Origin of the sequence: Mergibacter septicus (assembly GCF_003265225.1) — a bacterium.
Taxonomy (GTDB): Bacteria; Pseudomonadota; Gammaproteobacteria; order Enterobacterales; family Pasteurellaceae; genus Mergibacter; species Mergibacter septicus.
The window spans coordinates 632,721-658,205 of the sequence record NZ_CP022013.1; the positions used below are offsets into that span (position 1 = coordinate 632,721).

Annotated in this window: 32 protein-coding genes; 29 read left to right on the forward strand and 3 right to left on the reverse strand. The window is 36.8% G+C overall.

Annotation, left to right across the window (positions count from 1 at the left end; genetic code table 11):
- Positions 1–33: 33 nt before the first annotated feature.
- Together CEP47_RS03030 and CEP47_RS03035 are read right to left on the reverse strand one after the other, a co-directional pair.
- Positions 34–408, reverse strand: a complete 375-nt coding sequence (locus CEP47_RS03030) for a YraN family protein (RefSeq protein ID WP_373463118.1) — start codon at positions 406–408, stop codon at positions 34–36.
- A 2-nt stretch (positions 409–410) separates the two neighbouring features.
- Positions 411–2,198 (reverse strand): penicillin-binding protein activator, encoded by a 1,788-nt coding sequence (locus CEP47_RS03035; protein ID WP_261919468.1) that lies wholly within the window; start codon positions 2,196–2,198, stop codon positions 411–413.
- Between the two features lie 139 nt (positions 2,199–2,337).
- Here CEP47_RS03035 and rsmI point away from each other — a divergent pair, with 139 nt between their 5' ends.
- From rsmI to CEP47_RS03095, 12 genes are all read left to right on the forward strand, one after another.
- Positions 2,338–3,180, forward strand: a complete 843-nt coding sequence (rsmI, locus tag CEP47_RS03040; protein WP_261919467.1) for a 16S rRNA (cytidine(1402)-2'-O)-methyltransferase — start codon at positions 2,338–2,340, stop codon at positions 3,178–3,180.
- Positions 3,181–3,347: 167 nt separating this feature from the next.
- The gene (gene glnS, locus CEP47_RS03045) at positions 3,348–5,033 is read left to right on the forward strand and encodes a glutamine--tRNA ligase (protein ID WP_261919466.1); all 1,686 of its coding nucleotides are present in this window, start codon (positions 3,348–3,350) and stop codon (positions 5,031–5,033) included.
- 26 nt (positions 5,034–5,059) lie between these two features.
- Complete coding sequence (gene prfA, locus CEP47_RS03050) at positions 5,060–6,139, forward strand: peptide chain release factor 1 (RefSeq protein ID WP_261919465.1); 1,080 nt, start codon at positions 5,060–5,062, stop codon at positions 6,137–6,139.
- Positions 6,140–6,150: 11 nt separating this feature from the next.
- A complete protein-coding gene (gene prmC / locus CEP47_RS03055; RefSeq protein ID WP_261920998.1) occupies positions 6,151–7,080 on the forward strand; it encodes a peptide chain release factor N(5)-glutamine methyltransferase in 930 nt (309 codons plus the stop codon).
- Positions 7,081–7,117: 37 nt separating this feature from the next.
- Positions 7,118–7,972, forward strand: coding sequence for a 3-deoxy-8-phosphooctulonate synthase (gene kdsA / locus CEP47_RS03060; protein WP_261919464.1), 855 nt, complete (start codon positions 7,118–7,120; stop codon positions 7,970–7,972).
- A gap of 14 nt (positions 7,973–7,986) precedes the next feature.
- Positions 7,987–8,376, forward strand: coding sequence for a 30S ribosome-binding factor RbfA (gene rbfA, locus CEP47_RS03065; RefSeq protein ID WP_261919463.1), 390 nt, complete (start codon positions 7,987–7,989; stop codon positions 8,374–8,376).
- A 3-nt stretch (positions 8,377–8,379) separates the two neighbouring features.
- Positions 8,380–9,327, forward strand: coding sequence for a tRNA pseudouridine(55) synthase TruB (gene truB / locus CEP47_RS03070; RefSeq protein ID WP_261919462.1), 948 nt, complete (start codon positions 8,380–8,382; stop codon positions 9,325–9,327).
- On the forward strand, positions 9,317–9,655 hold the full coding sequence (locus tag CEP47_RS03075) for a YqcC family protein (protein WP_373463119.1): 339 nt from the start codon (positions 9,317–9,319) through the stop codon (positions 9,653–9,655). Before truB ends, CEP47_RS03075 begins: the two co-directional genes overlap by 11 nt.
- Positions 9,655–10,380: a tRNA pseudouridine(65) synthase TruC gene (truC, locus tag CEP47_RS03080; RefSeq protein WP_261919461.1), complete on the forward strand. Its 726-nt coding sequence runs from the start codon at positions 9,655–9,657 to the stop codon at positions 10,378–10,380. Before CEP47_RS03075 ends, truC begins: the two co-directional genes overlap by 1 nt.
- A 170-nt stretch (positions 10,381–10,550) precedes the next feature.
- Positions 10,551–11,510 (forward strand): TAXI family TRAP transporter solute-binding subunit, encoded by a 960-nt coding sequence (locus CEP47_RS03085; protein WP_261919460.1) that lies wholly within the window; start codon positions 10,551–10,553, stop codon positions 11,508–11,510.
- Positions 11,511–11,612: 102 nt separating this feature from the next.
- Positions 11,613–14,270, forward strand: coding sequence for a TRAP transporter permease (locus tag CEP47_RS03090; protein ID WP_261919459.1), 2,658 nt, complete (start codon positions 11,613–11,615; stop codon positions 14,268–14,270).
- A gap of 29 nt (positions 14,271–14,299) precedes the next feature.
- Entirely contained in the window at positions 14,300–14,728 is a 429-nt protein-coding gene (locus tag CEP47_RS03095; protein WP_261919458.1) for a universal stress protein, read from the forward strand.
- Between the two features lie 376 nt (positions 14,729–15,104).
- On the opposite strand, the gene CEP47_RS03100 is transcribed toward CEP47_RS03095, so the two are convergent.
- Positions 15,105–15,599: a DNA-binding protein gene (locus CEP47_RS03100; protein WP_261919457.1), complete on the reverse strand. Its 495-nt coding sequence runs from the start codon at positions 15,597–15,599 to the stop codon at positions 15,105–15,107.
- Between the two features lie 212 nt (positions 15,600–15,811).
- On the opposite strand from CEP47_RS03100, the gene CEP47_RS03105 reads away from it, so the two are divergent.
- The 17 genes from CEP47_RS03105 (at position 15,812) to CEP47_RS03185 (ending at position 25,440) form a co-directional block, all read left to right on the forward strand.
- Positions 15,812–16,039 (forward strand): helix-turn-helix domain-containing protein, encoded by a 228-nt coding sequence (locus CEP47_RS03105; RefSeq protein WP_017807582.1) that lies wholly within the window; start codon positions 15,812–15,814, stop codon positions 16,037–16,039.
- 11 nt (positions 16,040–16,050) lie between these two features.
- Positions 16,051–18,015 carry a transposase domain-containing protein gene (locus CEP47_RS03110; RefSeq protein WP_261919456.1) on the forward strand — a complete coding sequence of 655 codons (1,965 nt, stop codon included), beginning with the start codon at positions 16,051–16,053 and terminating at the stop codon, positions 18,013–18,015.
- A gap of 2 nt (positions 18,016–18,017) precedes the next feature.
- A complete protein-coding gene (locus tag CEP47_RS03115; protein WP_261919455.1) occupies positions 18,018–18,935 on the forward strand; it encodes an AAA family ATPase in 918 nt (305 codons plus the stop codon).
- Complete coding sequence (locus CEP47_RS03120) at positions 18,935–19,156, forward strand: hypothetical protein (protein WP_261919454.1); 222 nt, start codon at positions 18,935–18,937, stop codon at positions 19,154–19,156. Before CEP47_RS03115 ends, CEP47_RS03120 begins: the two co-directional genes overlap by 1 nt.
- A 24-nt stretch (positions 19,157–19,180) precedes the next feature.
- Entirely contained in the window at positions 19,181–19,693 is a 513-nt protein-coding gene (locus tag CEP47_RS03125; RefSeq protein WP_261919453.1) for a host-nuclease inhibitor Gam family protein, read from the forward strand.
- The gene (locus CEP47_RS03130) at positions 19,690–19,866 is read left to right on the forward strand and encodes a hypothetical protein (RefSeq protein WP_261919452.1); all 177 of its coding nucleotides are present in this window, start codon (positions 19,690–19,692) and stop codon (positions 19,864–19,866) included. Before CEP47_RS03125 ends, CEP47_RS03130 begins: the two co-directional genes overlap by 4 nt.
- A gap of 78 nt (positions 19,867–19,944) precedes the next feature.
- Positions 19,945–20,439 carry a gp16 family protein gene (locus CEP47_RS03135; RefSeq protein ID WP_261919451.1) on the forward strand — a complete coding sequence of 165 codons (495 nt, stop codon included), beginning with the start codon at positions 19,945–19,947 and terminating at the stop codon, positions 20,437–20,439.
- Complete coding sequence (locus CEP47_RS03140; RefSeq protein WP_261919450.1) at positions 20,426–20,788, forward strand: Mor transcription activator family protein; 363 nt, start codon at positions 20,426–20,428, stop codon at positions 20,786–20,788. Before CEP47_RS03135 ends, CEP47_RS03140 begins: the two co-directional genes overlap by 14 nt.
- A gap of 110 nt (positions 20,789–20,898) precedes the next feature.
- Positions 20,899–21,321, forward strand: coding sequence for a hypothetical protein (locus CEP47_RS03145; protein ID WP_261919449.1), 423 nt, complete (start codon positions 20,899–20,901; stop codon positions 21,319–21,321).
- Between the two features lie 114 nt (positions 21,322–21,435).
- Positions 21,436–21,984 carry an N-acetylmuramoyl-L-alanine amidase gene (locus CEP47_RS03150; RefSeq protein WP_261919448.1) on the forward strand — a complete coding sequence of 183 codons (549 nt, stop codon included), beginning with the start codon at positions 21,436–21,438 and terminating at the stop codon, positions 21,982–21,984.
- 131 nt (positions 21,985–22,115) lie between these two features.
- Positions 22,116–22,349, forward strand: coding sequence for a DUF2644 domain-containing protein (locus CEP47_RS03155; RefSeq protein ID WP_261919447.1), 234 nt, complete (start codon positions 22,116–22,118; stop codon positions 22,347–22,349).
- The gene (locus CEP47_RS03160) at positions 22,346–22,597 is read left to right on the forward strand and encodes a DUF2681 domain-containing protein (RefSeq protein ID WP_261919446.1); all 252 of its coding nucleotides are present in this window, start codon (positions 22,346–22,348) and stop codon (positions 22,595–22,597) included. Before CEP47_RS03155 ends, CEP47_RS03160 begins: the two co-directional genes overlap by 4 nt.
- A gap of 120 nt (positions 22,598–22,717) precedes the next feature.
- Positions 22,718–22,924, forward strand: coding sequence for a TraR/DksA C4-type zinc finger protein (locus tag CEP47_RS03165; RefSeq protein WP_265482668.1), 207 nt, complete (start codon positions 22,718–22,720; stop codon positions 22,922–22,924).
- Positions 22,921–23,250: a DUF2730 domain-containing protein gene (locus CEP47_RS03170; RefSeq protein WP_261919444.1), complete on the forward strand. Its 330-nt coding sequence runs from the start codon at positions 22,921–22,923 to the stop codon at positions 23,248–23,250. The genes CEP47_RS03165 and CEP47_RS03170 overlap by 4 nt, the downstream gene beginning before the upstream one ends.
- Positions 23,247–23,543 carry a VpaChn25_0724 family phage protein gene (locus tag CEP47_RS03175; RefSeq protein WP_265482669.1) on the forward strand — a complete coding sequence of 99 codons (297 nt, stop codon included), beginning with the start codon at positions 23,247–23,249 and terminating at the stop codon, positions 23,541–23,543. The genes CEP47_RS03170 and CEP47_RS03175 overlap by 4 nt, the downstream gene beginning before the upstream one ends.
- A gap of 33 nt (positions 23,544–23,576) precedes the next feature.
- On the forward strand, positions 23,577–24,146 hold the full coding sequence (locus tag CEP47_RS03180; protein ID WP_261919442.1) for a DUF3486 family protein: 570 nt from the start codon (positions 23,577–23,579) through the stop codon (positions 24,144–24,146).
- On the forward strand, positions 24,133–25,440 hold the full coding sequence (locus tag CEP47_RS03185) for a terminase large subunit domain-containing protein (protein ID WP_261919441.1): 1,308 nt from the start codon (positions 24,133–24,135) through the stop codon (positions 25,438–25,440). The genes CEP47_RS03180 and CEP47_RS03185 overlap by 14 nt, the downstream gene beginning before the upstream one ends.
- The last annotated feature ends 45 nt before the right edge of the window (positions 25,441–25,485 follow it).

A 25,485-nucleotide genomic window follows, 5' to 3' on the forward strand; every position in this document is an offset into this window, starting at 1 on the left:
ATCTCGAAGGCGGCTATTGTTGTTCAAATTATTTTAATTATTTATTTCAATAAAATTTTTCCACCAGTGTAACTGATGTTGATTACCATCAAAAGTGATTAAATCAAAACGACAATCTATGGTTTCTAAACTTAATTGATGTTGTGCCAACCATTGATTAGCCGTATTGATTAAACGTTGTTGTTTATTATAAGTAACACTTTCAATTGCTGAGCCATAATGTTGGTGTTTACGTTGGCGAACTTCAACAAAAACTAGCGTTTGCTTTTCTTGCATAATTAAATCCAATTCACCTCTTTTAAATCGTTGATTCGCAGCAATAAAACGTAACCCTTGTTGTTCAAGGTATTGTCTTGCCTTTTGTTCAAAGATTGCACCTTGTTGAGTGGTATTGAATTTATTTCGCATTATTAATTAATCGTTTTTAATGTGCCATTATCATAAAGATACCAAGTCAGTTTACGTTCGATTTGACAAGCACTGTTTGCGGTCAATTTACCCGTAAAACCATTAAAATGATAATCAGGGATAGCTTGGAAGGCTTGTAGGTTATTAATTAAACTCCAAGCATCTGCTCCCATCGCATATAAACGAGTAAGAGAGTAATCTCCGTTCGTTGCCATTAAGGCTGTTTTATAATCACGACTATCAGTTTCACTTAAAAGAGGAATATCGCTGAATTTTACGCCATTCATACCTAAGCGGTAATCCACTCCTGCATTAGGGGAATGGCTACGTGAAGAAGCATATAAAGTAATTTGATCGGCAACAACGGAATTATTTAAAGTGGTTTTTAATTGTTGTGATTGGAGAGCATTTGCTGTTGCAGCGTAGATAGCATCATTAGGTGCAGTGATATTGACAGGGATATATACTTTGTTTTTATCTTCATTTTTTGGTGGTGGCGGTAAAATACCAGCAAGGATATCACTGATGTTGTCATCATTTTCATAGTAATTTGTTTCGGCATCATATCCACTGAGTTTTCGCCATTCATTATTAAAAGCAATAGCAATCCGACGACCTAACGTATTTTGAGGAGCAAAAATTAATGGTGTACGACGCCCATCTTGCCAGATCTGTTGTGCTGCATTGATTGCTTCATCTTCAGGTGATAGAGCAAAATAACAGAGATTAGTTTTGGTTTGTGGCGTAGTTGAGGTATTTAAAGCAAGCACTTTAAGTTGTTTCAGGTTTGCTCGTTGTAGCATTATATCTACGTTTGTTTTTAAGAGAGGACCAACAATCGCCTCTGCTCCTTCTTGACGTGCTTTTTCTATAATCTGAATAATATTACCTTGTTGGCTATCATAAATTTTTACACTGATAGGGGAGTTTCCTTTTGCGGCTAGAAAACCTTGTTCAATTGTTTTTCCAATTAATTGCCCATTCCCACTTAATGGTAGGATCAGAGCGATTTGATGTAAATTACTTGCTTGAAAAGTAGCGACACGCTGTAATGCCGTAGGTAATAAATAAGTTGCAATATGGCGAGGGTGAATCACTTTCCATTGTTGTAGTGAGGCACTTAATTGAGCTGGGTAGCTTAAATTATCATTATACAATTTGATCAGATCTAGCCAGCCTTGTAGTTCAAGTTGATTATCATTTACTGTAATATTATTTAGTTGATCTGCTGGGATTTGACGTAATATAGCCCAGATTTGATCATTATTTTGTTGTTTTTGTGCTAGATCGGTGGTGAGACTTTGGTGTTTAATTAAGGCTTCTATCGCTTTTATATAGTTGCCTTGATTTAACTCTACTTGAGAATCAATTTGATAGTAACGACTTTGTTGTGTTGGCGTTAATTGATTAAAAGGAAGATCTGACAATAAATTTTGTGCTAGTTGATTGTGAGTTTGTGCTGCAGCCAAAGCGGCATTTAACAAATTTTTCTCTAACATTTGTTCAGGTGTATTTAGATTTGTAAGTGAGGTTAATAAACTTTCTGCTTGAGCTAGTTTATTTTCTCTGATTAATGCCTGTACTGTTAGTAAAGCAAAATCATTGCGAGAGGTATGATTGGTTGCTATTTGCATTTGATTACGATAGTAATCAGCACTAGCATAAGCGGTTTGTTGTAAGAGATTATTTGTTTGTTGTGTGAAAGTTGAAAGACAACCTGTTAGACTGTATCCGATGAAAAAAAAAGCTAAAAATTTCTTGACATTAAGATGTGGTAATGAAATAGCCATAAAATATTGCCTAAATTGGGTTAAATTACATTAAAATATACACTATTTGCCGATCTTACTTATCTTGATAAGTAAAATCAATTCATTAGCACAATCTAATTTATTTGCCTAGAAAATTATTAAGCCTAGAGAGAAAGAAATGAATAATACATTTGGGACACTTTATATTGTTGCCACCCCAATTGGGAATTTGCAAGATATTAGCCAAAGAGCATTAGAGGTTTTCCAACAAGTTGATCTCATTGCTGCTGAAGATACTCGGCATAGTGGTTTATTATTAAGCCACTATGCGATTAAAAAGCCGTTCTTTGCTTTACATGATCATAATGAACAGCATAAAGCGAGTTTATTAATACAAAAATTACACCAAGGACAGAATATTGCTTTGATTTCAGATGCTGGTACACCATTAATTAGTGATCCCGGTTTTCATTTAGTACGGCAGTGCCGTCAAAATGGGATTAAAGTTGTGCCTTTACCCGGAGCTTGTGCTGCAATTACAGCATTATGTGCATCAGGGATAGCATCTAATCGCTTTTGTTTTGAAGGTTTTTTACCAGCGAAAAGTAAAGGCAGACGTGAACGTTTACAACAAATCGCTAAAGAAGAAAGAACCTTAATTTTCTATGAATCTCCTCATCGAATTTTAGATACTTTGCAAGATATGTTGCACTGTTTTGGTGAGAAACGTTACTTAATGCTCGCTAAAGAATTAACCAAAACGTGGGAAACTTTTTATGGCGATCAAATCGGAGCAGTAATTGAATGGTTATTAGCGGATCCTAATCGTCAAAAAGGTGAAATGGTATTAATTGTAGAAGGCGTGAGTGCGAGTACAGAAGAACAGTTGCCTGCTGATGCTTTATTTGCCTTAGAGCGTTTATCTCAGGAGCTACCACTCAAAAAAGCAGCCGCTTTAACTGCAGAATTATATGGTTGTAAGAAAAATGATTTATATCGTTATGGCTTAGAACATTTTTAACATTTATCCTGTTTAAAGAAGGTGTAACTTTGTATTTTACCTTTTGTCTAATGCTTTTGTTATTTAAGGAAAAGATGTAGAATGCACGGTTCATTATAAAATTGTAAATTAATGCATAAATTTTTATTTTTTAAATGTTTTCCGAACCGCAGTGAAATGAGGGTGTTATGACAAGTACGGAACAAGTAAAAACCACGATAGAAACTCAAGATAAACCGACAAATTTTATTCGCCAGATTATTGATGCCGATCTTGCGGCAGGAAAACATCAGCAAGTTCATACTCGTTTTCCACCAGAACCTAATGGGTATTTACATATCGGTCATGCGAAAGCAATCTGTGTAAACTTTGGGATTGCACAAGATTATAACGGACTATGTAATTTACGTTTTGATGATACCAATCCAGTCAAAGAAGATTTAGAGTATGTTGAATCGATCAAACGTGATGTTGAGTGGCTAGGGTTTCACTGGCACGGTGAAATTCGTTATTCTTCAGACTATTTTGATGCTTTTTATCGTTATGCGATAGAATTGATTGAAAAAGGGTTAGCTTATGTAGATGAACTTTCTCCAGAAGAAATGCGTGAATACCGTGGAACTTTAACCCAAGCGGGTAAAAATAGTCCATATAGGGAGCGGAGTATTGCTGAAAATCTTGCTTTATTTGAAAAAATGAAAAATGGTGAGATTGAAGAAGGAAAAGCGTGCTTACGAGCTAAAATTGATATGGCATCACCATTTATAGTAATGCGTGATCCTGTGTTATATCGTATTAAATTTGCCCACCATCATCAAACAGGAGATAAGTGGTGTATTTATCCAATGTACGATTTTGCACATTGTATCTCTGATGCTATTGAACGGATTACTCATTCAATTTGTACGCTAGAGTTTCAGGATAACCGCCGTCTTTATGATTGGGTTTTAGAAAATATCTCAATTGAACGCCCATTACCGCATCAATATGAATTTTCTCGCCTCAATCTAGAAGGCACTTTAACCTCAAAACGTAAATTATTACAGCTAGTACAAGACGGGGTAGTTGATGGTTGGAATGATCCTCGAATGCCGACAATTTCAGGATTACGTCGTCGTGGCTATACTCCAGCATCATTACGTGAATTTTGTCGTCGTATTGGGGTAACGAAACAAGATAATATGATTGAATATAGCGCCTTAGAATCTTGTGTACGTGATGATTTAAATTTGAATGCACCACGAGCGATGGCGGTATTAGATCCATTACGGATTGTAATTGAGAATTTCACCGCTGATCTTGAAATCTTACAAGCCGCAAATCACCCTAACCGTCCTGAATTAGGTACACGTCAATTACCTTTCACTCGAGAATTATTTATTGATCGTGCTGATTTTCGTGAGGAGGCAAACAAACATTATAAACGTTTGGTCTTAGGCAAAGAAGTGCGTTTACGTAATGCTTATGTTATTAAAGCTGAACGGGTAGAAAAAGACGAAGAAGGCAATATTACCACCGTATATTGTCGCTATGATGCTGAGACTTTAGGTAAAAATCCTGCCGATGGACGGAAAGTGAAAGGTGTTATACATTGGGTTTCAGCAACGCATAATCACCCAGCAGAGATTCGGTTATATCAACCATTGTTTACCGTGGCAAATCCGGGGAGTGCTGAAAATATTGAAGATGTCCTTAACCCAAATTCATTAGTGATTAAACAAGGCGTCGTGGAGCAAAGTTTGGTTTCAGCACAACCAGAACAAGCTTATCAGTTTGAACGTGAAGGATATTTCTGTGCAGATAGTAAAGATAGTTCTGCGGAGCATTTAGTCTTTAACTTAACTGTTAGCTTAAAAGAGAGTGGTAATTTTTAATTTTATTCAGATCAATTAAGGTTACGATGAAAGCATCAATTATTGCAAAATTAGAAAGCTTGAATGAACGTTATGAAGAATTGCAAGCTTTATTAGGTGATCCTTCAATTATCAGTGATCAAGAAAAATTTCGTGCTTATTCGAAAGAATATTCACAATTAGAAAGTGTTGTACAATGCTTTAGTCGTTGGCAACAGTTACAACAAAATATTGAAGAAGCTAAATTTCTACTTGATGATCCAAGTATGAAAGAAATGGCAGAAGAAGAGTTAGAAAGTTGTAAAGCAGAAGTTATTGAAGTAGAACAACAGTTACAGATCTTATTACTACCAAAAGATCCAAACGATGAATATAACTGTTATCTGGAAATCCGTGCAGGTACAGGTGGAGATGAAGCGGGGATTTTTGCTGGTGATTTATTCCGTATGTATAGCCGTTATGCTGAAAGTAAACGTTGGCGGATTGAACTCTTGAGTGCGAATGAAAGTGAACAAGGGGGATATAAAGAGATCATTGTTAAAATCAGTGGTGAGGCTGTTTATGGGCAGTTAAAATTTGAATCTGGGGGGCATCGTGTGCAACGTGTTCCGAAAACAGAATCTCAAGGGCGTATTCACACCTCTGCTTGTACTGTCGCTGTAATGCCAGAATTACCAGAATCTGAGTTACCTGAAATTAATCCAGCGGATTTAAAAATTGATACTTATCGTTCATCTGGTGCAGGTGGGCAACATGTTAATACCACCGATTCAGCTGTACGAATCACGCATATTCCAACGGGGATTGTGGTTGAATGTCAAGATGAGCGTTCACAGCATAAGAATAAAGCCAAAGCAATGTCGGTGCTGGCTTCCCGTATTGTTCAAATTGAACAAGAACGTCAAGCCGCAGTACAGGCAGATACTCGCCGTAATTTATTAGGAAGTGGTGATCGTTCGGATAAAATCCGTACTTATAATTACCCACAAGGTCGAGTGACGGATCATCGAATTAATTTAACCCTTTATCGTTTAGATGAAATTATGAATGGTAAAATTGATGAATTAATTCAACCTATCATTACTGAATATCAAGCAGATCAACTTGCTGCTTTGTCAGATAATTAATGATGAGTGGTATTTCCTACCAAACTTGGTTGCAGCAGGCTATCAGCTTGTTGCAACAACAACGATCAGATAATCCTTATATAGATCCTAAACGTGATGCACAAGTGTTGTTACAGGCAGTGACAGGTAAGTCAAGTGCTTATTTACTCGCTTTTTCGGAAACAATTTTAAGCCGTCAACTAGAGCAAGAATTAACAGATTGTTTACAACGACGATTACAAGGAGAGCCGATAGCTTATATTTTAGGTGAAAAAGAGTTTTGGTCATTACCATTAGCGGTAAGCCCAGCAACCTTGATACCTCGTCCAGATACTGAAGTATTGGTTGAAGAAGCACTTCAATTAGCCAAGCTTGCTATCTCCACATTGATAGACAATCAGAAGCAATATCGAATTTTAGATTTGGGAACAGGTACGGGGGCAATTATTTTATCGCTAGCTAGTGAGTTATTCCCAATCGTAAAAGCAAAACAGATTGAATTAGCTTTGGTGGCAGTAGATAGTCAAATGCCAGCGGTTAGTTTAGCCCAGAAAAATGCACAACGTTTAGGAATTGAAAATATCACCATTATGCAAAGTGATTGGTTTTCTGCTCTCAATCAGCAAGAAAAGTTTGATTTAATTGTGAGTAATCCACCATATATTGATGCACAAGATCCGCATTTACAATTAGGAGATGTTCGTTTTGAACCAAGATCTGCATTGGTTGCCGCTCAACAAGGTTATGCTGATTTAAGTAAAATTATTCAACAAGCACCGAACTATTTAAAGCAACAAGGTTGGTTGATTTTAGAACATGGTTGGCAACAAGCAGAGGGAGTTCAAGCACTTTTCAGACAAGCAAATTCAAATTTATCAAGACAACAGTTACAATGGCAAAATATTCAATCTAAACAAGATTATGCTGGTTATCCACGTATTAGCTTAGCACAATTAAGGTAAACGTGAATTGGTGATTAAATAAAATAGAGAAAGTAAGATGAAAAATAAAATAATTCAATTAGATCATATTCAAATTGGGAATGATAAACCTTTTGTTCTTTTTGGTGGTATGAATGTTCTAGAAAGTCGAGATCTTGCGATGGAAATCTGTGAACATTACGTTAAGGTTACTGAGAAATTAGGCGTTCCTTACATTTTTAAAGCCTCATTTGACAAAGCAAACCGTTCTTCTGTCCATTCTTACCGTGGCCCGGGATTAGAAGAAGGTTTAAAAATTTTTCAAGAATTAAAACAGATTTTTGGTGTAAAAATTATTACTGATGTCCATGAAACAGCGCAGTGTCAACCTGTTGCTGAAGTGGTTGATATTATTCAATTACCCGCCTTCCTCGCACGACAAACCGATTTAGTGGTTGCAATGGCAAAAACAGGTGCGGTGATTAACGTTAAAAAACCACAATTTTTAAGTCCGGGACAAATGGGAAATATCGTTGAAAAATTTGCTGAATGTGGTAACGAAAAAGTGATTTTATGTGATCGAGGGACAAATTTTGGTTACGATAATCTTGTTGTAGATATGTTAGGGTTCAACATTATGAAGCAAGTTTCACACGGTTGCCCAGTTATCTTTGATGTAACCCATTCATTACAATGTCGAGATCCATTTGGTGTAGCTTCAGGTGGGCGTCGTGGGCAAGTTACTGAATTAGCTCGAGCTGGTATGGCGGTTGGTTTAGCAGGTTTATTTCTTGAAGCGCATCCAAACCCTACTAAAGCGAAGTGTGATGGTCCTTCAGCTTTACCTTTGGCGAAGTTAGAACCTTTTGTCGCTCAAATGAAAGCAATTGATGATTTAGTGAAAAGTTTCACTGAAATTGATACAAATAATTAAGATGGAGAAAGAATATGGCGAGAGAATTTAGCCGTTCACAACGTGTGGCTCAAGAAATTAAAAAAGAAATTGCCGTTATTTTACAACGAGAAGTGAAGGATCCTCGCATTGGTATGGTGACTGTTTCTGATGTTGAAGTCTCCAAAGATCTTGCTTATGCTAAAATTTTCGTTACTTTTCTTTTTGATGATGATGTTCAACAAGTGAAACAAGCGATGCTTGGTTTAGAAAAAGCCTCAGCATATATTCGTACTTTATTAGGTAAAGCGATGCGTTTACGCATTGTGCCTGAATTACGTTTTGAATACGATCGTTCTTTGGTTGATGGTATGCGAATGGCAAACTTAGTTAGTCAAGTGGTACGCCAAGATAATCAGCGTCATCATAAAGAGCAAGAGGATTAAACGGTGGCAAGACCTAAAAAACGAGGACGAGATTTAGATGGTGTTATTCTCTTGGATAAACCACAAGGTATAAGTTCTAACGATATTTTGCAACGAGTAAAAAGGTTATATCAAGCGAATAAAGCAGGGCATACTGGTGCTTTAGATCCTTTAGCAACAGGAATGTTGCCAATCTGTTTTGGTGAAGCAACCAAGTTTTCTCAGTTTTTACTTGATGCAGATAAGAGTTATCGGGTTAAAGCAAAATTAGGCGAACGCACTGATACTTCTGATGCTGAAGGACAGATAGTCGAACGTAAAGAGGTAACTGTTAGTTTAGACGATATTTTACAATCTTTACCTCATTTTCGTGGCGAATTACAACAAGTTCCAACGATGTTTTCTGCCTTGAAACATCAAGGAAGACCATTGTATGAATATGCCAGAGCAGGCATTAGTATTGAACGTCCAGCTCGGCCAATTACAATTTTTTCTTTAGAATTGATTGAATACCAAGCCCCCTATTTAACTTTAGATGTTCGTTGTTCAAAAGGGACTTATATTCGCACTTTAATCGATGATTTAGGTGAGTTTTTAGGCTGTGGTGCACATGTTGTTGCATTACGCCGAACCAGCGTGGCAAATTACCCGCTGGCTCAAATGGTAAGTTGGGAACAGTTACAACAATTAGCAGAACAACAAGCGTTTGAGAAATTGGAACAGTATCTCTTACCTATTGATAGTGCTGTGGCAAATTTACCTGTATTAACCTTAACGGCACACCAAGGGCGACTTATCAGTTTTGGGCAGAGAATTAAAGTGGATAATGTAATGGTTATGCAAGGTTTAGTCCGCTTAAACCTCTACGATGGACGTTTTTTAGGGGTTGCTGAAATTGATCATAATGAGGTTATTCATCCACACCGTTTAGTGAATACGGCTCAAATTTTAGGAGAGATCGATGATAAATAAGCGGTTGTTACTATTGTTGGAACAATTAGAAGCAACAATGCAACGTTTAGATATTTGGCAAATAGATAGCCCTAGTTTTGACGCATTATCTAGTACTCAACCTTTTGCCTTAGATCATTTAACCGCAACAGAGTGGTTACAGTGGATCTTTATTCCAAAATTGCGAGGATTAGCCACACAAAAACAGCCATTACCGTCAAAAATTGCGGTTACGCCTTATTTAGAGGAGGCATGTAAAGAGAGGGATTATTTAGCAGAGCTTTTGCCAGCCGTTGCAGCTATTGAAACTTTTCTTCTATCCGCATCTAATCCAGAAGATGAAGTGTGATGGCAGATCAAACATTAGAAATCTTATATCAAGATGATCTCTTAGTGGCGGTAAATAAACCTGCAGGTATGTTAGTTCACCGTAGTTGGTTAGACCGCCATGAAACCCGTTTTGTTATGCAAACGTTGCGAGATCAAATTGGGAAGCATGTTTATCCTGTACATCGCTTAGATCGTCCGACTTCAGGAGTGCTGTTATTTGCATTAACAACAGAAGTGGCAAATAGTGTATGTCTTCAATTTGAACAGAAAAAAGTTAAAAAAGAGTATTTAGCCGTAGTTCGAGGATATTTGGAGACAAGTGGTCGGATTGATTATCCATTAAAACCTAAGCTTGATAAAATTGCAGATAAATTTAGTTCTGAAGAAAAAGAGGTTCAGCAAGCGGTAACTGATTATCAGTGTATAGCAACAGTTGAACTGGATTATCCTGCTGGACGTTATGCAACTGCACGTTATAGTTTAGTAAAGTTAATCCCTCATACAGGGCGAAAGCATCAATTAAGGCGTCATTTAAAACATATTTTTCACCCTATTTTAGGTGATACTCAATATGGTGATTTAGTGCAAAATCGTTGTTTAAAACAACAAACAGGTATTGGGCGTTTATTGCTTCACGCACAAAGCCTGACTTTTCAGCACCCTAAAACAAGGGAAACTTGCTATCTTACAGCAGGTTTAGATCATCAATGGCAGAAAGCAATTAATTTATTTAATCTAGAATAGTGGTTAATTAAGTTAAAAATTTGTGATGTAATTCAAATATTGTTAAAAATTTTTAACCTTTAGTTTGAATAATCGTTGCGAAAGCTGATGTTGTATTGTATATCTTAGAACGTTTTAATTATTTTAAGAACAAATATTGTGCGATTTAGCCCGCTAATTAAGGAGTTTTTATGAAAAAATTATTTAAGCTATCTCTACTAACCGCACTGATGATAACCTCAGCAAATGTTATGGCAGACGATAAATTTGTTACCATAGGTACTGGTGGACAAACAGGGGTTTATTATGTGGTTGGACAATCTGTTTGTCAGTTAGTTAATCGTAATACAGCAAAAACAGGAGTTAAATGTAATGCACCATCAACAGGTGGTTCTGTTGCAAACTTAAATGCAATTGCGGCGAAACAAATAGATATGGGAATCGCCCAATCAGATTGGCAATATCACGCTTATAATGGAACGAGTTTATTTGATGGTAAGAAAAATGATAAATTACGGGCGGTCTTTTCAATTCATCCCGAGCCTTTTACTGTAATGGCACGAGATGATTCAGGAATTAAAACATTTGATGATTTAAAAGGTAAACGTGTTAATGTAGGGGATCCCGGTTCAGGCACACGTGCTACAATGAAAGTTATTTTAAAAGCAAAAGGTTGGGATGAATCACAATTTAAAATTGCTTCAGAGTTAAAACCAGCAGAAATGGCTTCAGCAATGTGTGATAATAATCTTGATGCTATTACTTATAACGTCGGACATCCGAATGGTGCTTTAAAGGAAGCGGCAGCATCTTGTAATGCTCATTTAGTGCCTGTAACTGGTGCTGAAATTGATCAATTAGTTATAGAAAATCCTTATTATGCTAAAGCTCAAATCCCAGCTGGATTATATAAAGGTTCTGATAAACCAACGGATAGTTTTGGGGTTTATGCGACTTTAGTTAGTTCAACCGATGTATCACCTGATGTAGTGTATGTGGTGGTAAAAGCAGTCTTTGATAATTTTGATCGCTTTAAACGATTGCATCCTGCCTTTGCAAATTTAAAAGAACAAGATATGATAAAAAACGCATTATCTGCACCGTTACACGAAGGTGCTGTACGTTACTATAAAGAAAGAGGCTGGATGTAAATTTAAGCGTTTGATGGATAAAGGCGGGATTATCCTGCCTTTTTTCTTATTAAACTCAGTTTAATTTTGATTAATAAGTAAATAATAAATATGGAGGAATGTGTGTCATCAACAACAAAAAAAGCACACCATATTGATTTTGAGGATTTACAAGATTTAGTTACCTCAAATGATGCAGGTGGAAGAAACCCAAGTGGGATAGCAAAAAAGGTCATTGTTGGTACGGCTATTTTATGGTCGTTATTTCAAATTTATTATGCTTCTCCTTTTCCTTTTTATTTACAGGAATTGATTCGTAGCTGGGGATTACATCTTAATGTTGTAGTTGATGATACAAAAGCACGTTCAATTCATTTATCATTTGCCCTTTTTCTTGCTTATTTATCTTACCCAGCGTTTTCTCATTCTCCTAAGCAACATATTCCAAGTATAGATTGGGCTTTTGCAACCTTAGGTGCCTTTTTGAGTGCTTATCATATCTTTTTTTATGATGAACTGGTGCAACGTGTTGGTGCACCAAACGGTCAGGATATTATAGTTGGTGTTATTGGAATATTATTGTTACTTGAAGCAACAAGACGAAGTTTAGGTTTACCATTAGTTATTATTGCTATTGTATTTTTGCTTTATAACTATATTGGTCAGTTTTTTCCGAGTAGTTGGCTGGTAAGTCATCGTTCAGGTAGCCTATCTAATATCATTGATCAACAGTGGATTACTACTCAGGGAATATTTGGTGTGGCGTTAGGTGTTTCCACTAAGTATGTTTTTCTCTTTGTTTTATTTGGTGCATTGCTCGAAAAAGCAGGGGCGGGTAATTACTTTATTAAAACAGCGTTTGCTTATCTAGGGCATTATCGTGGTGGTCCAGCTAAAGCGGCAGTTGTTGCATCAGGATTAACTGGACTAATATCTGGGTCATCAATTGCAAATGTGGTAACAACAGGAACCTTCACTATACCTATGATGAAACGTGTAGGTTTTAGTGCTGAGAAAGCTGGAGCAGTAGAAGTCGCTTCTTCTGTTAATGGACAAATTATGCCGCCAGTAATGGGAGCAGCTGCTTTTATTATGTTGGAATATGTTAATATGCCATATAATGAATTGATTAAGCACGCATTTTTACCAGCAATTATTTCTTATATCGCATTGGTTTATATTGTCCATTTAGAGGCTTGCAAGGCAAATTTACAAGGTTTAGAGCCACAAGATATTGCAAAACCTTGGGTAATCTCATTACTCAGATTTTTATCTAGTATTATTATTATTGGGGCACTTTATTTTATTGTGAAATTTACGTTAGGTTGGTTAAAAAATGTAGTACCAGATCTCGCATTAAGTATAGTTTGCATATTATCTGCGATCATCTATTTATTATTACTTTATCGTGTCTCTAAATTTCCTGATTTAGAAGCGGATGATCCTAATTCACCGATTGTTACCTTGCCAAAAATTAAGCCAACAGTAAATGCAGGATTACATTTCTTATTACCAGTGGTTATTTTAATTTGGTGTTTAATGGAAGAGAAGTTATCGCCAGGTACCTCCGCATTTTATGGTTCACTAGCTTTAATCTCAATTTTATTAACCCAAAAACCTTTATTAGCATTCTTTCGTAAGCAAGAAGGGCAATTTTTGCATACTTTTCTTGAAGGTTGGCGTGATCTGATAGATGGTTTAGAAACTGGTGCAAGAAATATGATTGGTATTGGGATTGCAACTGCCACTGCTGGTATTATTGTTGGCGTTGTTGCCTTAACGGGATTAGGTGCTCAATTATCAACTATTATTGAAACCTTATCGATGGGAAACATTTTATTAATGTTAATCTTGGTTGCGATTTTTAGTTTGATCTTAGGTATGGGATTACCGACTACGGCTAATTATATTGTTGTATCATCACTAATGGCTGGTGTTATTGTCGAAGTAGGGCGTTTAAATGGGCTAATTGTTCCTTTAATTGCGGTGCATTTATTTGTTTTCTATTTTGGTATTATGGCTGATGTAACACCACCAGTAGGCTTAGCATCTTTTGCAGCTTCAGCGGTATCAGGTGGTGATCCGATTAAAACGGGTATGGTAGCGTTCTTTTATAGTTTGAGAACGGCATTATTACCTTTCTTATTTATATTCAATACTGACCTTTTATTGTTAGATGTTGATTTTCCACATGCAGTATTAATTTTCATTATTGCGACCATTGCAATGTTAACCTTTACAGCCGCAACAATGAATTGGTTCTTTACCAAAAATCGTTGGTGGGAAACTATCTTGTTATTATTGGTTGCCTTTACGCTATTCCGACCGGGATTCTTTATGGAATATATTTCACCAACGGAAAGACATATTCAACCCTCTCATTTAGTACAAGAAATAGAAAAAGCACCAATAGGTGAAACTTTAACCTTAAAGGTCGCAGGATTAAATCCTTATGGAAAACCAATAGAATTCTATGCTGAAATGAAAATACCAGAGGGAAAAACGGGGGCAGAGAGAATTCAGAAACTGGGATTAGAATTATTGAATACAGACGAGAAAATTAATGTTGATGGTAAGCAAATTGACAAAATTTTGATCGATAATGTTGTTCATGATTCACCTGCTGCAAAAGCAAATTTAGATTGGGATCAAACAATTCTTGAAGTTAAGTTACCAATTAAAGAAGCGTTAGCGAAACAATGGATTTTCATTCCAGCATTATTGTTATTATTTGTGATAGGCTGGAATCAATGTAGACGTAGTCGGCAACAATTAGTATAAGTTTATTTATTAAGTTACTAGAGGCTTTTATGGCATTTAATAAAATTTTAATTGCAGTAGATCTCAGCCATTTAGAAAGTGCTAAAAAAGCGGTGAAAACCGCTTTAGAATTGGCACAGCATAATCCTGATGCTGTTTTTCGAGTGGTGAGTATTATTAAACCATTGGAAAATAGCTTTGTTTCATCACTGTTACCACGTAATTTTGATAAAGATGTCTTAAATGAAGCAAATCGAAAATTGCATCAATTTACGCATGATAATTTTCCAGCGGGAACGAAAGTACAGCATATCGTGATGCATGGTACAGTTTATGAGGAGATTAATACCTTAGCTCAGCAAAAAAATGTCGATCTAATTATTATGATGGCAACTAAACCAAATAAAGAGGGATTAAGTTCGAATACGGTAAAAGTTGCTCGTTATAGTGATAAACCAATTTTAATTTTACGTTTGTAACCAACCACACAAAGTGAGAAATTAGGAATTATATTGAATTAAACGGAATTAAGTGGATTAAAGTCTTATGGGATAAGGGGTTAAGAAAGTTTAGCCCCTATTTTATTTGAAAAATTTAAGAATGAGAAAATTAAAGCAATTTGCTGATTTACACGATTTTAACCGTTAAAAATGAGAAACGTTAATTGACGTTTAAAAGCGTTTAAATAATGTTTAAATTCAAATTATGAGAAGTTCTTCACAAAAGTAAAAAAAAGTAAAACAGTCATATTTCAAGTAACAACATAATTAAGTACAATGATACAGTCAAAGAAATCAAATAGTTAGGTAGTAAATTATGATTTTACTACCTCAGTTTATATCTTCAAAATTTTCATTATGCTACTTGATGATCCTTAAATATCTCCGTGCTCTCTTTTTCTTCCTTTTCAGTCTGGGCTGCTAACGCTTCAGCCGTTGCCAACAAACCAACTTGTCTATCCTCATTACACCGTCTGAACGCACACACAAGCTGCCATTCATCATTCGTTAAGCCCTCGGGTGGCTTAGGCAAAACAAAGCCCTGTGCCTTAGTTTCAAGGGCTTGTAGCTTGTTTTCTAGTTGATCTATCCGTTTTTGCAAGTCTTCTTGGCTTGGTGTTATGGGATTACCCACTTCTTTTGTTAGAGGTTTTAAAAATCCCAAAGCTCGTTGAACTTTGTCTGGCAGGCTAGAATAATGAAACTCAAAGCCACCACCTTTTATTCCTTTAGCCTCTCTTTTTATCCAGCCTTCTTGTCTTGCTTTTCTAGTTACATTTGATGGAAATGGAGAAAGCCCACCAATACCAGCCAAATCCTTTGGTAAATACCATTCTTTTTTTGATTTCATAAATCACCTTATTAAATCAAAATTGACTTAATTTGATTTGAAAATAAATATCAATATAAATCAATAAGTTAATCGAAAATAAGGTAAATCATTAAAAATTTTATCAAATCAAATATTGACTTGATAATGAATTGGTAACATAATGCCGATATAGTTAAATGATTTACATTGTCGAAGTAGTTATAAAAACTAATTTTTAAGGATCTCACATAATGAGCAGAAATAAAAGATCTCAAGATATGAGTAACCACGAAATTCGTGGTGAGCTGATGAAAAGAGGCAAATCCTTATCTCGATTAGGAATTGAAAACGGGTTAGCAAAAACGACTGTTCGCAATGCGTTAGATAAACCCTACCCCAAAGGAGAGAAGATTATCGCTGATGCTTTAGGTCTTGAGCCTTGGGATATATGGCCTAGTCGTTACGCCAATCAAAGATAAAGGTTTGGATTATGAAAGAATGGGTTACAGCTAAAGAAATTGCTGGAATTGCTGGCTTATCAACACACCCAAGTAATGTAAATAGACTGGCAAGAAAAGAGCAATGGAAGTTTAGAAAAGTAAAAGGAGTTCAAGGGGGAGGATACGAATACGCCTTCTCTTCTCTTCCCCAAGAAGTCCAAGCAGAACTATTACTTAAAAATGCAAAAGAAACCATTAGTGAATTATCAGTTCCTACTCAATGTGTTAAAGGTAAAAACTACTTACCCGAAGTGATTTGGGTACCATTTGATAAAGCAACAAACCGCCAAAAAGAAGTAGCTCAAAGACGACTAGCAGCGGTTATTGCCGTCGCTAATTTAATAGATAATAAATTACCTTTAATGGAATCACTTCAACGTGTTGCTGATGAATATAACGAATCAGTAGGCTCTATAAAACGTTGGTTCTATAAAGTAAAAAAATTTGAACGTTCTGATTGGCTACCTTTATTAATTGATAAACACAGCAACAAACGCAAAGAACGTGAGGCTGAGTTTACTGAACAAGCGTGGGAGTTCTTTAAAGCAGATTATTTTCGCCCAGAGCGTCCACAATTCGGCAGTTGTTATGAACGCCTAAAAAGAGCTGCGATTGAAAATGCGTGGGTTATTCCCTCAATATCTAGTCTAAAACGCAAAATTGCTAGGGAAATTCCACTTGTACAACAAGTCTATTTACGAGAAGGAGAACACGCATTAAGTCAGTTTTACCCAGCTCTACAACGCAGTGTAGAAGATATTGAGGCACTAGAATGGATTAATGGTGATGGCTATCAACATAACGTCTTTGTTCGCTGGCACAATGGTGAAATTGTTCGCCCTAAAACATGGATTTGGCAAGATGTCCGCACTCGCAAAATCCTCGCTTATCGCACAGACATTAGCGAAAACTCAGACACCATTCGCCTAAGCTTAATGGACTTAGTGTACAAATATGGCATACCTCGCAAATGTACGATTGATAACACCCGAGCAGCTGCCAATAAGTGGATGACTGGAGGCGTTAAAAACAGATATCGCTTTAAAGTGAAAGAAGATGAAGTGCAAGGCATTATTCCCCTACTTGGCATTGAATTGCACTGGACATCTATTCAATTTGGCAAAGGACACGGACAAGCCAAACCGATTGAGCGAGCATTTTCACACGGCGGGCTAGGTGAATTAATCGACAAGCATCCAAAACTTGCGGGCTTTTTTGCAGGCGAAAACATCTACAACAAGCCAGATAACTACAATGGTGGTAAAGAAGGTGTCGCTTATGAAGATTTTATCATAGCCCTTGAAGACGGTATTCAAACTTTCAACCAACGAGAAAAACGTAAAACAGAAATCTGTCAAGGCGTATACAGTTTCTCGCAAGTTTTTGCTCGTGATTATGCCAACACCCAAATTCGCAAAGCAAGTCCCGAACAAATGCGGTTACTTATGTTAATGAGTGAAGCGGTTACGCTCAAAAAAGACGGCACATTTGAACTTTCTTGTGGAGGAAAAGTGTTCGGTCGTAAAAACCGCTATCTCGCCACAGACTTAATTGGCTCACACCACAAAAAAGTCGTTATCAAGTTCGACCCACAGCACCTACACAGCACAGTCTATGTTTACAGCCTTGAAGGCATTTTCCTAGCGGAAGCGACTTGTACTGAAAAAGTTGCCTTTGGCGATAAAGCAGCAGGGCGAGAACACGATAAAGCACGCAAACAGTTTACAAAAGCTAATAAAGCGGCAGCTAAAGCCCAACAAACAATGAATGCTCAACAAGCCAGTCGCTTAATGCCAGAACTAGAAATAGACGATGAAACTACCCCAACCCCAAGAATCATCGAAATGTTCCAACAAGTTGGTAACACCGTCCGCAAAGTTGAAGTCAATCTTGAAGAAGATGAAATCAGTGAATTTGAACAACGTTTTATCAAAATTAAACACCAAAGAGGTTAAAAATGACATTAGCAGAACAAATCAAACAACTTATTAACGATGAAAACCTAACTCAAGTAAAAATAGCGAAAGAAGTTGGTGTTTCAACTGCAATGCTCAGTACTTATTTAAAAGGTACCTATCAGGGCTCACGAGAAACCATCGAAACAGCCTTAAAAAATTGGCTACAGACAAGAGAGAAAAAACAACGTGAATTAGTTATCGCCCCATTATTTATTGAAACTGCCACCGCTAAACAAATCTGGGCAACCTTAGATTTTGCAAAAATGTTTGCGACTATTGCAACTGTATACGGAGCTAGCGGAGTGGGCAAAACCAAATCCGCCCAAGAATACCGAAAAAACACCCCTAATACTTGGCTTATCACCGCTAGTCCAAGTCGTGCAACATTAAGCTCTATTTTATATGAAATGGCATTAGAGCTCGGGATCAATGATGCACCACGTCGCAAAGATAAACTCTCTCGTTTAATCATCAAAAAACTACAAGGTACCGCTGGTTTAATCATCATCGATGAAGCTGATCACCTCCCTTATGATGCTCTAGAAGAAATTCGCATAATGCAGGAACAAGCTGAAATTGGCTTTGTACTCATTGGTAATGACAAAGTCTATAACCGTCTTAGAGGTGGCATTAATCAAGCCCACGAATTTGCTCGATTATGGTCTCGAATCGGTAAAAACACCAGCATTCAAAAATGTAAAAAAGCAGATATTAAAGCGATTGCCAATGCTTGGAATTTAGACACAACTGACACCGATTTAATGAATACTTTATACCAAATTGGCAGTGTTGCGGGCGGTTTACGCAGTCTCACTCAATATTTACGTCTAGCAGGTTTTATTGCGAAAGGCGAAAACAAACTCATCACCTTAGATCTTATTTTATCCGCTAAACAACAAATGGAAGGAGAAAACTAATGAATGCTCGTACCTTAAATGAAATTGTATTTGCTCTACGTCGGCAAGGTTTGGAAGTCGTTGATGTTAAAGACTCTGATCGTAAATACCCACGAATTGTAATTAAAAAACCGAACCAAACCCTTTTAGATAAAGCGATTAATTTTCACATCACTATAAAAGGAAAACGGCAAATAAAACAGATTTATCTGATGGATCATTGCTCAGTTATCTGGTCTTAACTGGTCTTAAATAAGGAGAAAACTATGAAAAAAACTCGTATAAAAAGCGATACTATCCGCTATCAAAACCGTCAAGAAGTAGAAATAGCCATTAAAGAAATTGGCGACTTACAGCGAGAGTTATTGCGATTAGCAACGCATCAAAATGATGAGTTAGCCGCAGTTACTGAAAAATATTCACCACAAATAGTTGCTATTCAAAACAAGATAAAACCGTTACAGAAAGCAATTGAAATCTACTGTGAAGCAAACCGCTCAGAGCTAACAAACAACGGCAAAACTAAAACAGGTTTATTTAATACCGGCGAAGTACAGTGGCGAGCTCGCCCGCCAAGTGTTTCTATTCGCAAAGTCGACGAAGTATTAGCACGCTTACGAGCATTGGGACTCACTCAATTTATTCGTACCAAAGATGAACCAAATAAAGAAGCAATGCTTGCTAATCCAACAATTGCCGCCACCGTAACGGGGATCACTATCAAAACAGCAGTAGAAGATTTTGTGATTAAGCCGTTTGAACAGGAGATAAAAAAATGAACCGCATAGAACGCGAAAATCTTGCTGAAGAGATTGCCGAAATGATCAGCACATTTGAACACGCTCTTTGGGCGTTGCACGATAACAATGATAAAGCGGTAAAAAGTCAATTTAACTATGGTTACAAGATTGCTCAAAGACTTTCTTATCAAATCCGCTTAAAGCTTGATTAAAGCTTATTTATAGCCCTTTAACTTTTTTATTTTAGAGGGCTAAGTAATAAGTTTTCATAAAAATAACAAGGGAACATAATGCACTATACAAAACAAAAATTGATCCAGCTTATTCATATTGCTAAGCATCAACTTAAACTTGATGAAGAGACCTACCGAATGATTTTGATGAATCAAACATGTAAAGTCAGCTGCAAAGCGATGACTGTTGCTGAATTGGTGATTGTATTAGAAAAATTAAAAAAAGCAGGATTTAAAGTAAAACCAACACTCAACAAATCACCAAGTTCAAAAGAAGCGATAGTAAAGCACACTATCGCATTAAAAATCCGAGCAGAATGGATACAAATGTATAAAGAAGGAATTATCAAAGATGGTAGTGAAAATGCACTCAATACATTTGTCCGCAATCTCATCAACCCCGTTTTAAAAAAACAAGGTTCAAATCGCATCATACTCAATGTGCAATCACTCGATTATCAAAACGGCACAATTGTCTTAGAACGGCTTAAGAAATGGAAAAAGCGTGTAATTAAAATAAAAAAAGAGGAGAATTATAATGAACAAAGATGATGTTGAATCATTTGAAGAGACAGTACCTGAAATTCTTCTTGATTTAGCAAAAGATATTGAACTTACACTCGTCAAAAAAACAGATATAAAAACAGAAAGTGCGCGTGAAATTGGTATTGAGATTGCTCAAGCAATTTCAAAAAATTGGGGCGGTTCAGTGGTATATATTCCGCGGAATTTGATTTTCAGACTAAATGAACGTGATAGAAAAATTTTCAATGAGTTTAATGGTAAAAACCACAGAGAACTGGCTAAAAAATATGGTGTTTCAATGCAATGGGTATATACAATTATAAAACGTATTAATAAACAAGAAATTGCAAAACGTCAATTTAATATGTTTGAATAATTGTGAATTAAGACACAAAATAAATATAAAAACGCCCTAATGGGCGTTTTTATATGTGAAAATACTGGATTTCAGAGTAGTATATAACAATTTATAACATAGGAGTTGATATGAAACGTTTAGGATTGATTTTATTATTATGCAGTGTACTAATTACAGGTTGTTCAGAAGAAAAAGGAAAACCAACATACAAAGAAATGGAAGCAATAACGCTTGCTTTTATTAAAATCACGCCACAAAACACTGACTTTGCAGCACAATGTGATTCAAAGAAAATCGGAGAACGCTATTATGTTGCTTGTAATTTTATGGGCGTAGGTAGACGAACTAAGCTTAATATTTTCTTATACAATAACGAAAAAGATAGTACAAAACGTTTTTATGCTCTTAATGGTCCTGCTATGACTATATACGATAATTATTTAAAAAATGAAACAGTATTAGGTTCGTATAAAGATACATTTGGCTTGCCACTTGAACAAGATATTAATTTATCTACTGTGAATAAACAATTTAATCATTTAATGGAATAAAAACTGTAAATATAGAATAGGTTAAATTATTCTTTAAACCACTTTAAAATCAATTTAAAGTCAATTTTATTATACTCCAGTTATTAATAATCACTTGATAACTGGAGTTTTTTTATGCGACAAATCAACAAAATTGTGATCCATTGTGCAGCAACGGCAAATGGTAAACCACTAGGTAATTCACACCAAACCGCCGCCCAAGTTATTGATAACTGGCACGCTAAACGAGGCTTCAAACGCCAAGAAAACAATCTACATTTCAATCCAAGATTGCCCCATATCGGCTACCACTTTGTAATCGACACAGACGGCTTAGTTGAAAGTGGTCGAGCAATTAATGAAATCGGAGCTCACGTCAAAGGACATAATCACAATTCAATCGGTATTTGCCTCATTGGTGGGGTTGGTGTAGGACGAGAAAAAGCCCACGGACGTTACACCGTCGAACAATGGAATAGCCTTGCAAACCTCTTAAGTAACCTTGCTGAACGTTTCCCTCACGCAGAAATTTATGGACACCGTGATTTATCCCCCGATCTAAACGATGACGGTGTAATTACACAAAATGAATGGTTGAAAACCTGCCCAAATTTTGATGTTGCCAGTTGGCTTGACCAATATAACGGCACAGTTAACTACGACCATTTATATACAGAGGGATAAATATGAAATATTTTTTTGCTTCAGTTTGCATTGCAGCAGCAGCCTATTTATTAGCAGTAGGAAATAGCTATTGGGGATGGTTTTTATTTATGGGTTTTTTAGCTGTTTTCTAATACCTGAAAGGAGAAAACATGAAATTTACTGAATTAATTACAAACGATAGCGGCAGACTTAGCACTACTGCATTTATTCAGTTTTTTGGTGCTGTATTAATGGCAGGAATATTACTTTATTCCGTCTATTTAGATCGAGCTAATGTCAGTGAAATGTTTACCACCTTTGCATTATTTTGTGGAGGAGGTGTGGCAACAAAAGGCTTTGCTAATGCAATTAACCGTAAACGACAACAAGGAGAAAGTGAATGATCGGATTAGCTTATTCATGGGGAGCAATTGGGATTGTAATACTTACAGGCTATTTTTATTTACGCTGTCAAAGTAAAAAAATTGCAGAACAAAAACAACAAATAGAACGTATCAAAGTTGAAGCGAAAGCCATTGCAGAGGAAATGGAAAATGCAGAAAAACGTAAGCAAATTGAGCAAGCTAATCAGCGCCTTAATGATGATTCTATTGATAAGCAGTTGCAGTCAAAAAGTTACTTCCGTGACTAAAATCACAGGTTGTCGTGCTTTTGGGCTGATTTATCCGAGCTCAAAAGATACGGTAGAAACCAAACGGCAGGTGCTTAACCATAATTTAACTTATGAAAAAGTGTGTCAGGTAGAAAAATAATGGATTTGGCAGATATTACCCAACAACGTGATGAACAAGCCTACCAACGGTTTTTAGCTCGCCATAAACCGATACAGGTAGATATTGATACCATAACTGAGCGCTTTTGTGTCGATTGTGGTGAGCTTATTCCAGTAAAAAGAGTGAAAGCCGTACCGCACTGTTGTCGTTGCATATATTGCCAAGAAAAGGTGGAACGAAAATGATAGAAGTTTTAGAAATTATTAAACAACACTGGGGCATTATTTTAACTATCGCAGGGCTATTAGCATCTTTATTTTGGCTAAAAATGGATAGTCGTTATGTCAAAAAAAGTGATTTTAATAAATTGAGTGGTGAGTTATCTGGGACAGTACAGAAAGTCAGTGAAATTGAAAATGAAATATTACACTTACCGAGTTCAAAAGATGTAACCGATTTACGTCTAGCCGTTGTTGAAATGAAAGGCGAAACAAAAGCCTTGAGAACTGAAGTAATGGGTTTAACTCATCAAGTACGTTTATTAATTGAAAAGGAAGTAAGCAAACAATGAAAACAAAAGATATTTTTACTCAAGATCAGCGTCTAGTCATTTTACGCTCATTAGTTGATGCGGGTTATGACGCTAATGAGTCAATCTTAGATGACTGTTTAGCTCTCTATGGACATAACATCAGCCGTGATTTAGTGCGTAATCACCTAAATTGGCTAGAAGAAAACGGGCTTGTTCATATTGAACGCTTACAAGGTGGTTTTATGGTCGCAACTATTACTCAACGTGGATTTGATGTTGCAAATGGTGAGGCATTTATAGATGGTGTAAAACGTCCTCGCCCAAAAATTTAAACGTTTTTTAAACGAAATTTAAGGAGCGTTTAAATGACCGAAAAAATCAAAAGAGGGCGAGCATCAAAAGTAGATTTATTGCCAGTGAATATCAAAACGCAATTAGCAATGATGTTGCGTGACAAACAGTTTTCACAAGCAGAAATCTTGGAAGAAATTAATGAGTTAATCCGTGATTGTGGCTTGCCCGAAAGTGCATTATTAAGCAAAACAGGGCTGAATCGTTATGCAACCAGAATGGAAAAAATGGGGGCGAAAATCCGTCAATCCCGTGAAATAGCAGAAATTTGGACGAAGCAATTTGGTGAGGCCCCACAGTCAGACATTGGCAAAATGCTGATGGAAATTGTGAAAAACATTGCATTTGAAACCTCACTGGGAATGAGTGAAGACGGCACGGCTGATCCAAAATCTATTGCCTTACTTTCTGCCGCTGTACAACGCTTAGAACAAGCAGAAAGTTTGAGTTTTAAACGTGAACAGGCTATCCGACAAGAAACAATTAAGCGTGCAGCGGAAGCGGTAGAAGAAGCAGCAAAAGAAACAGGGGCAAGTATAGAAGACGTGACAAAAATGGTGAAAGCAGTCTATGGTATCGAATAACACTGTTCTCTGCGACTATCAGAAAAAATGGCTACAAGATAACAGCCGTTTCAAAGTGGCAATGTTTGCTAGACAAACAGGTAAAACTTTTACTACTACCCTTGAAATCGTACTAGATTGTTTAAAAGCCGAAGCTCGTGGCGAGAAAACTCGCTGGGTTATTCTATCTCGAGGAGAACGTCAAGCCAAAGAAGCGATTAACGAAGGGGTAAAAGTCCATCTTAAAGCTATGGGGATTGTTTGTAAAATTATGGAAGTCCCCTTTAGTCCAACTATCAATGCCTTAGAAGTCATCTTCCCTAATGACTCTAAAATCACCGCATTACCTGCAAACCCCGATACCGCAAGGGGATTTTCTGCCAATGTCTTTTTAGATGAATTTGCCTTTCACCAAGATAGCCGAGAAATCTGGAAAGCCCTATTTCCTGTTATTTCAGCAGGCTGGAAATTACGGGTGGTGAGCACCCCAAATGGTAAGGGCAATAAGTTTTACGAATTGATGACCGACTTGGGAAACACAGAATGGTCACGCCATCAAACAGATATTTATCAAGCAGTCGCTGATGGCTTGCCACGTGATATTGAACAGCTTCGCAAGGGCTTGAATGATGAAGATGCTTGGGCACAAGAATTTGAACTTAAGTGGTTAGACGAAGCCAGTAGCTGGCTCTCTTATGACTTAATTGACAGCGTGGAGCATCCACAAGCAGGAAAACCCGAAAATTATACAGGCAATCCTTGCTTTGTAGGAATGGATATCGCTGTAAGGACCAATTTAACCGTGATTTGGGTACTGGAATTAGTGGGTGATGTGTATTGGACACGTGAATTTACCACCTTAAAACGCACTAAGCTACGTCATCAATTAGAAGAGTTAAACCGTGTGATGTGCCAATACAATGTGATTGCTTGCAATCTCGACCAAACAGGAATGGGTGAAAAGATGGTAGAAGATGCCCAATATCAACACGGCAAGCAACGCGTACAAGGGGTGTTATTTAATGTGGCAACCAAACTCAATATGGCAACCATTGGTAAAAAAGTCTTTGAAGATAAGCAAATCCGTATCCCACAGGGCGATAGCGATTTGCGTGCTGATTTGCATAAGCTCAAAAAAATTACAGGCTCAACAGGACAACCGCGCTTTGTGGCTGAAAATGATAGTCAAGGACACGCTGACCGTACGTGGGCGTGTTTTTTAGCCTTGCTTGCGGCTAAAGATGCCGTATTAACGCCAGTGAAAGCCCATAGCCGAAGACCAAGAACCAGTCGAAAACTCACACAAGGGTATTAATGATGATTGCATTTATCACTTTAGTTAGTGCAGCTACGGTATTAA

Coding starts and splice junctions, on each gene's coding strand:
- CEP47_RS03030 (WP_373463118.1), bottom strand. CDS start 408: ATGCGAAATAAATTCAATACCACTCAACAAGGTGCAATCTTTGAACAA.
- CEP47_RS03035 (WP_261919468.1), bottom strand. CDS start 2,198: ATGGCTATTTCATTACCACATCTTAATGTCAAGAAATTTTTAGCTTTT.
- rsmI (WP_261919467.1), top strand. CDS start 2,338: ATGAATAATACATTTGGGACACTTTATATTGTTGCCACCCCAATTGGG.
- glnS (WP_261919466.1), top strand. CDS start 3,348: ATGACAAGTACGGAACAAGTAAAAACCACGATAGAAACTCAAGATAAA.
- prfA (WP_261919465.1), top strand. CDS start 5,060: ATGAAAGCATCAATTATTGCAAAATTAGAAAGCTTGAATGAACGTTAT.
- kdsA (WP_261919464.1), top strand. CDS start 7,118: ATGAAAAATAAAATAATTCAATTAGATCATATTCAAATTGGGAATGAT.
- rbfA (WP_261919463.1), top strand. CDS start 7,987: ATGGCGAGAGAATTTAGCCGTTCACAACGTGTGGCTCAAGAAATTAAA.
- CEP47_RS03075 (WP_373463119.1), top strand. CDS start 9,317: ATGATAAATAAGCGGTTGTTACTATTGTTGGAACAATTAGAAGCAACA.
- truC (WP_261919461.1), top strand. CDS start 9,655: ATGGCAGATCAAACATTAGAAATCTTATATCAAGATGATCTCTTAGTG.
- CEP47_RS03085 (WP_261919460.1), top strand. CDS start 10,551: ATGAAAAAATTATTTAAGCTATCTCTACTAACCGCACTGATGATAACC.
- CEP47_RS03095 (WP_261919458.1), top strand. CDS start 14,300: ATGGCATTTAATAAAATTTTAATTGCAGTAGATCTCAGCCATTTAGAA.
- CEP47_RS03100 (WP_261919457.1), bottom strand. CDS start 15,599: ATGAAATCAAAAAAAGAATGGTATTTACCAAAGGATTTGGCTGGTATT.
- CEP47_RS03105 (WP_017807582.1), top strand. CDS start 15,812: ATGAGCAGAAATAAAAGATCTCAAGATATGAGTAACCACGAAATTCGT.
- CEP47_RS03110 (WP_261919456.1), top strand. CDS start 16,051: ATGAAAGAATGGGTTACAGCTAAAGAAATTGCTGGAATTGCTGGCTTA.
- CEP47_RS03115 (WP_261919455.1), top strand. CDS start 18,018: ATGACATTAGCAGAACAAATCAAACAACTTATTAACGATGAAAACCTA.
- CEP47_RS03120 (WP_261919454.1), top strand. CDS start 18,935: ATGAATGCTCGTACCTTAAATGAAATTGTATTTGCTCTACGTCGGCAA.
- CEP47_RS03125 (WP_261919453.1), top strand. CDS start 19,181: ATGAAAAAAACTCGTATAAAAAGCGATACTATCCGCTATCAAAACCGT.
- CEP47_RS03130 (WP_261919452.1), top strand. CDS start 19,690: ATGAACCGCATAGAACGCGAAAATCTTGCTGAAGAGATTGCCGAAATG.
- CEP47_RS03135 (WP_261919451.1), top strand. CDS start 19,945: ATGCACTATACAAAACAAAAATTGATCCAGCTTATTCATATTGCTAAG.
- CEP47_RS03140 (WP_261919450.1), top strand. CDS start 20,426: ATGAACAAAGATGATGTTGAATCATTTGAAGAGACAGTACCTGAAATT.
- CEP47_RS03145 (WP_261919449.1), top strand. CDS start 20,899: ATGAAACGTTTAGGATTGATTTTATTATTATGCAGTGTACTAATTACA.
- CEP47_RS03150 (WP_261919448.1), top strand. CDS start 21,436: ATGCGACAAATCAACAAAATTGTGATCCATTGTGCAGCAACGGCAAAT.
- CEP47_RS03155 (WP_261919447.1), top strand. CDS start 22,116: ATGAAATTTACTGAATTAATTACAAACGATAGCGGCAGACTTAGCACT.
- CEP47_RS03160 (WP_261919446.1), top strand. CDS start 22,346: ATGATCGGATTAGCTTATTCATGGGGAGCAATTGGGATTGTAATACTT.
- CEP47_RS03165 (WP_265482668.1), top strand. CDS start 22,718: ATGGATTTGGCAGATATTACCCAACAACGTGATGAACAAGCCTACCAA.
- CEP47_RS03170 (WP_261919444.1), top strand. CDS start 22,921: ATGATAGAAGTTTTAGAAATTATTAAACAACACTGGGGCATTATTTTA.
- CEP47_RS03175 (WP_265482669.1), top strand. CDS start 23,247: ATGAAAACAAAAGATATTTTTACTCAAGATCAGCGTCTAGTCATTTTA.
- CEP47_RS03180 (WP_261919442.1), top strand. CDS start 23,577: ATGACCGAAAAAATCAAAAGAGGGCGAGCATCAAAAGTAGATTTATTG.
- CEP47_RS03185 (WP_261919441.1), top strand. CDS start 24,133: ATGGTATCGAATAACACTGTTCTCTGCGACTATCAGAAAAAATGGCTA.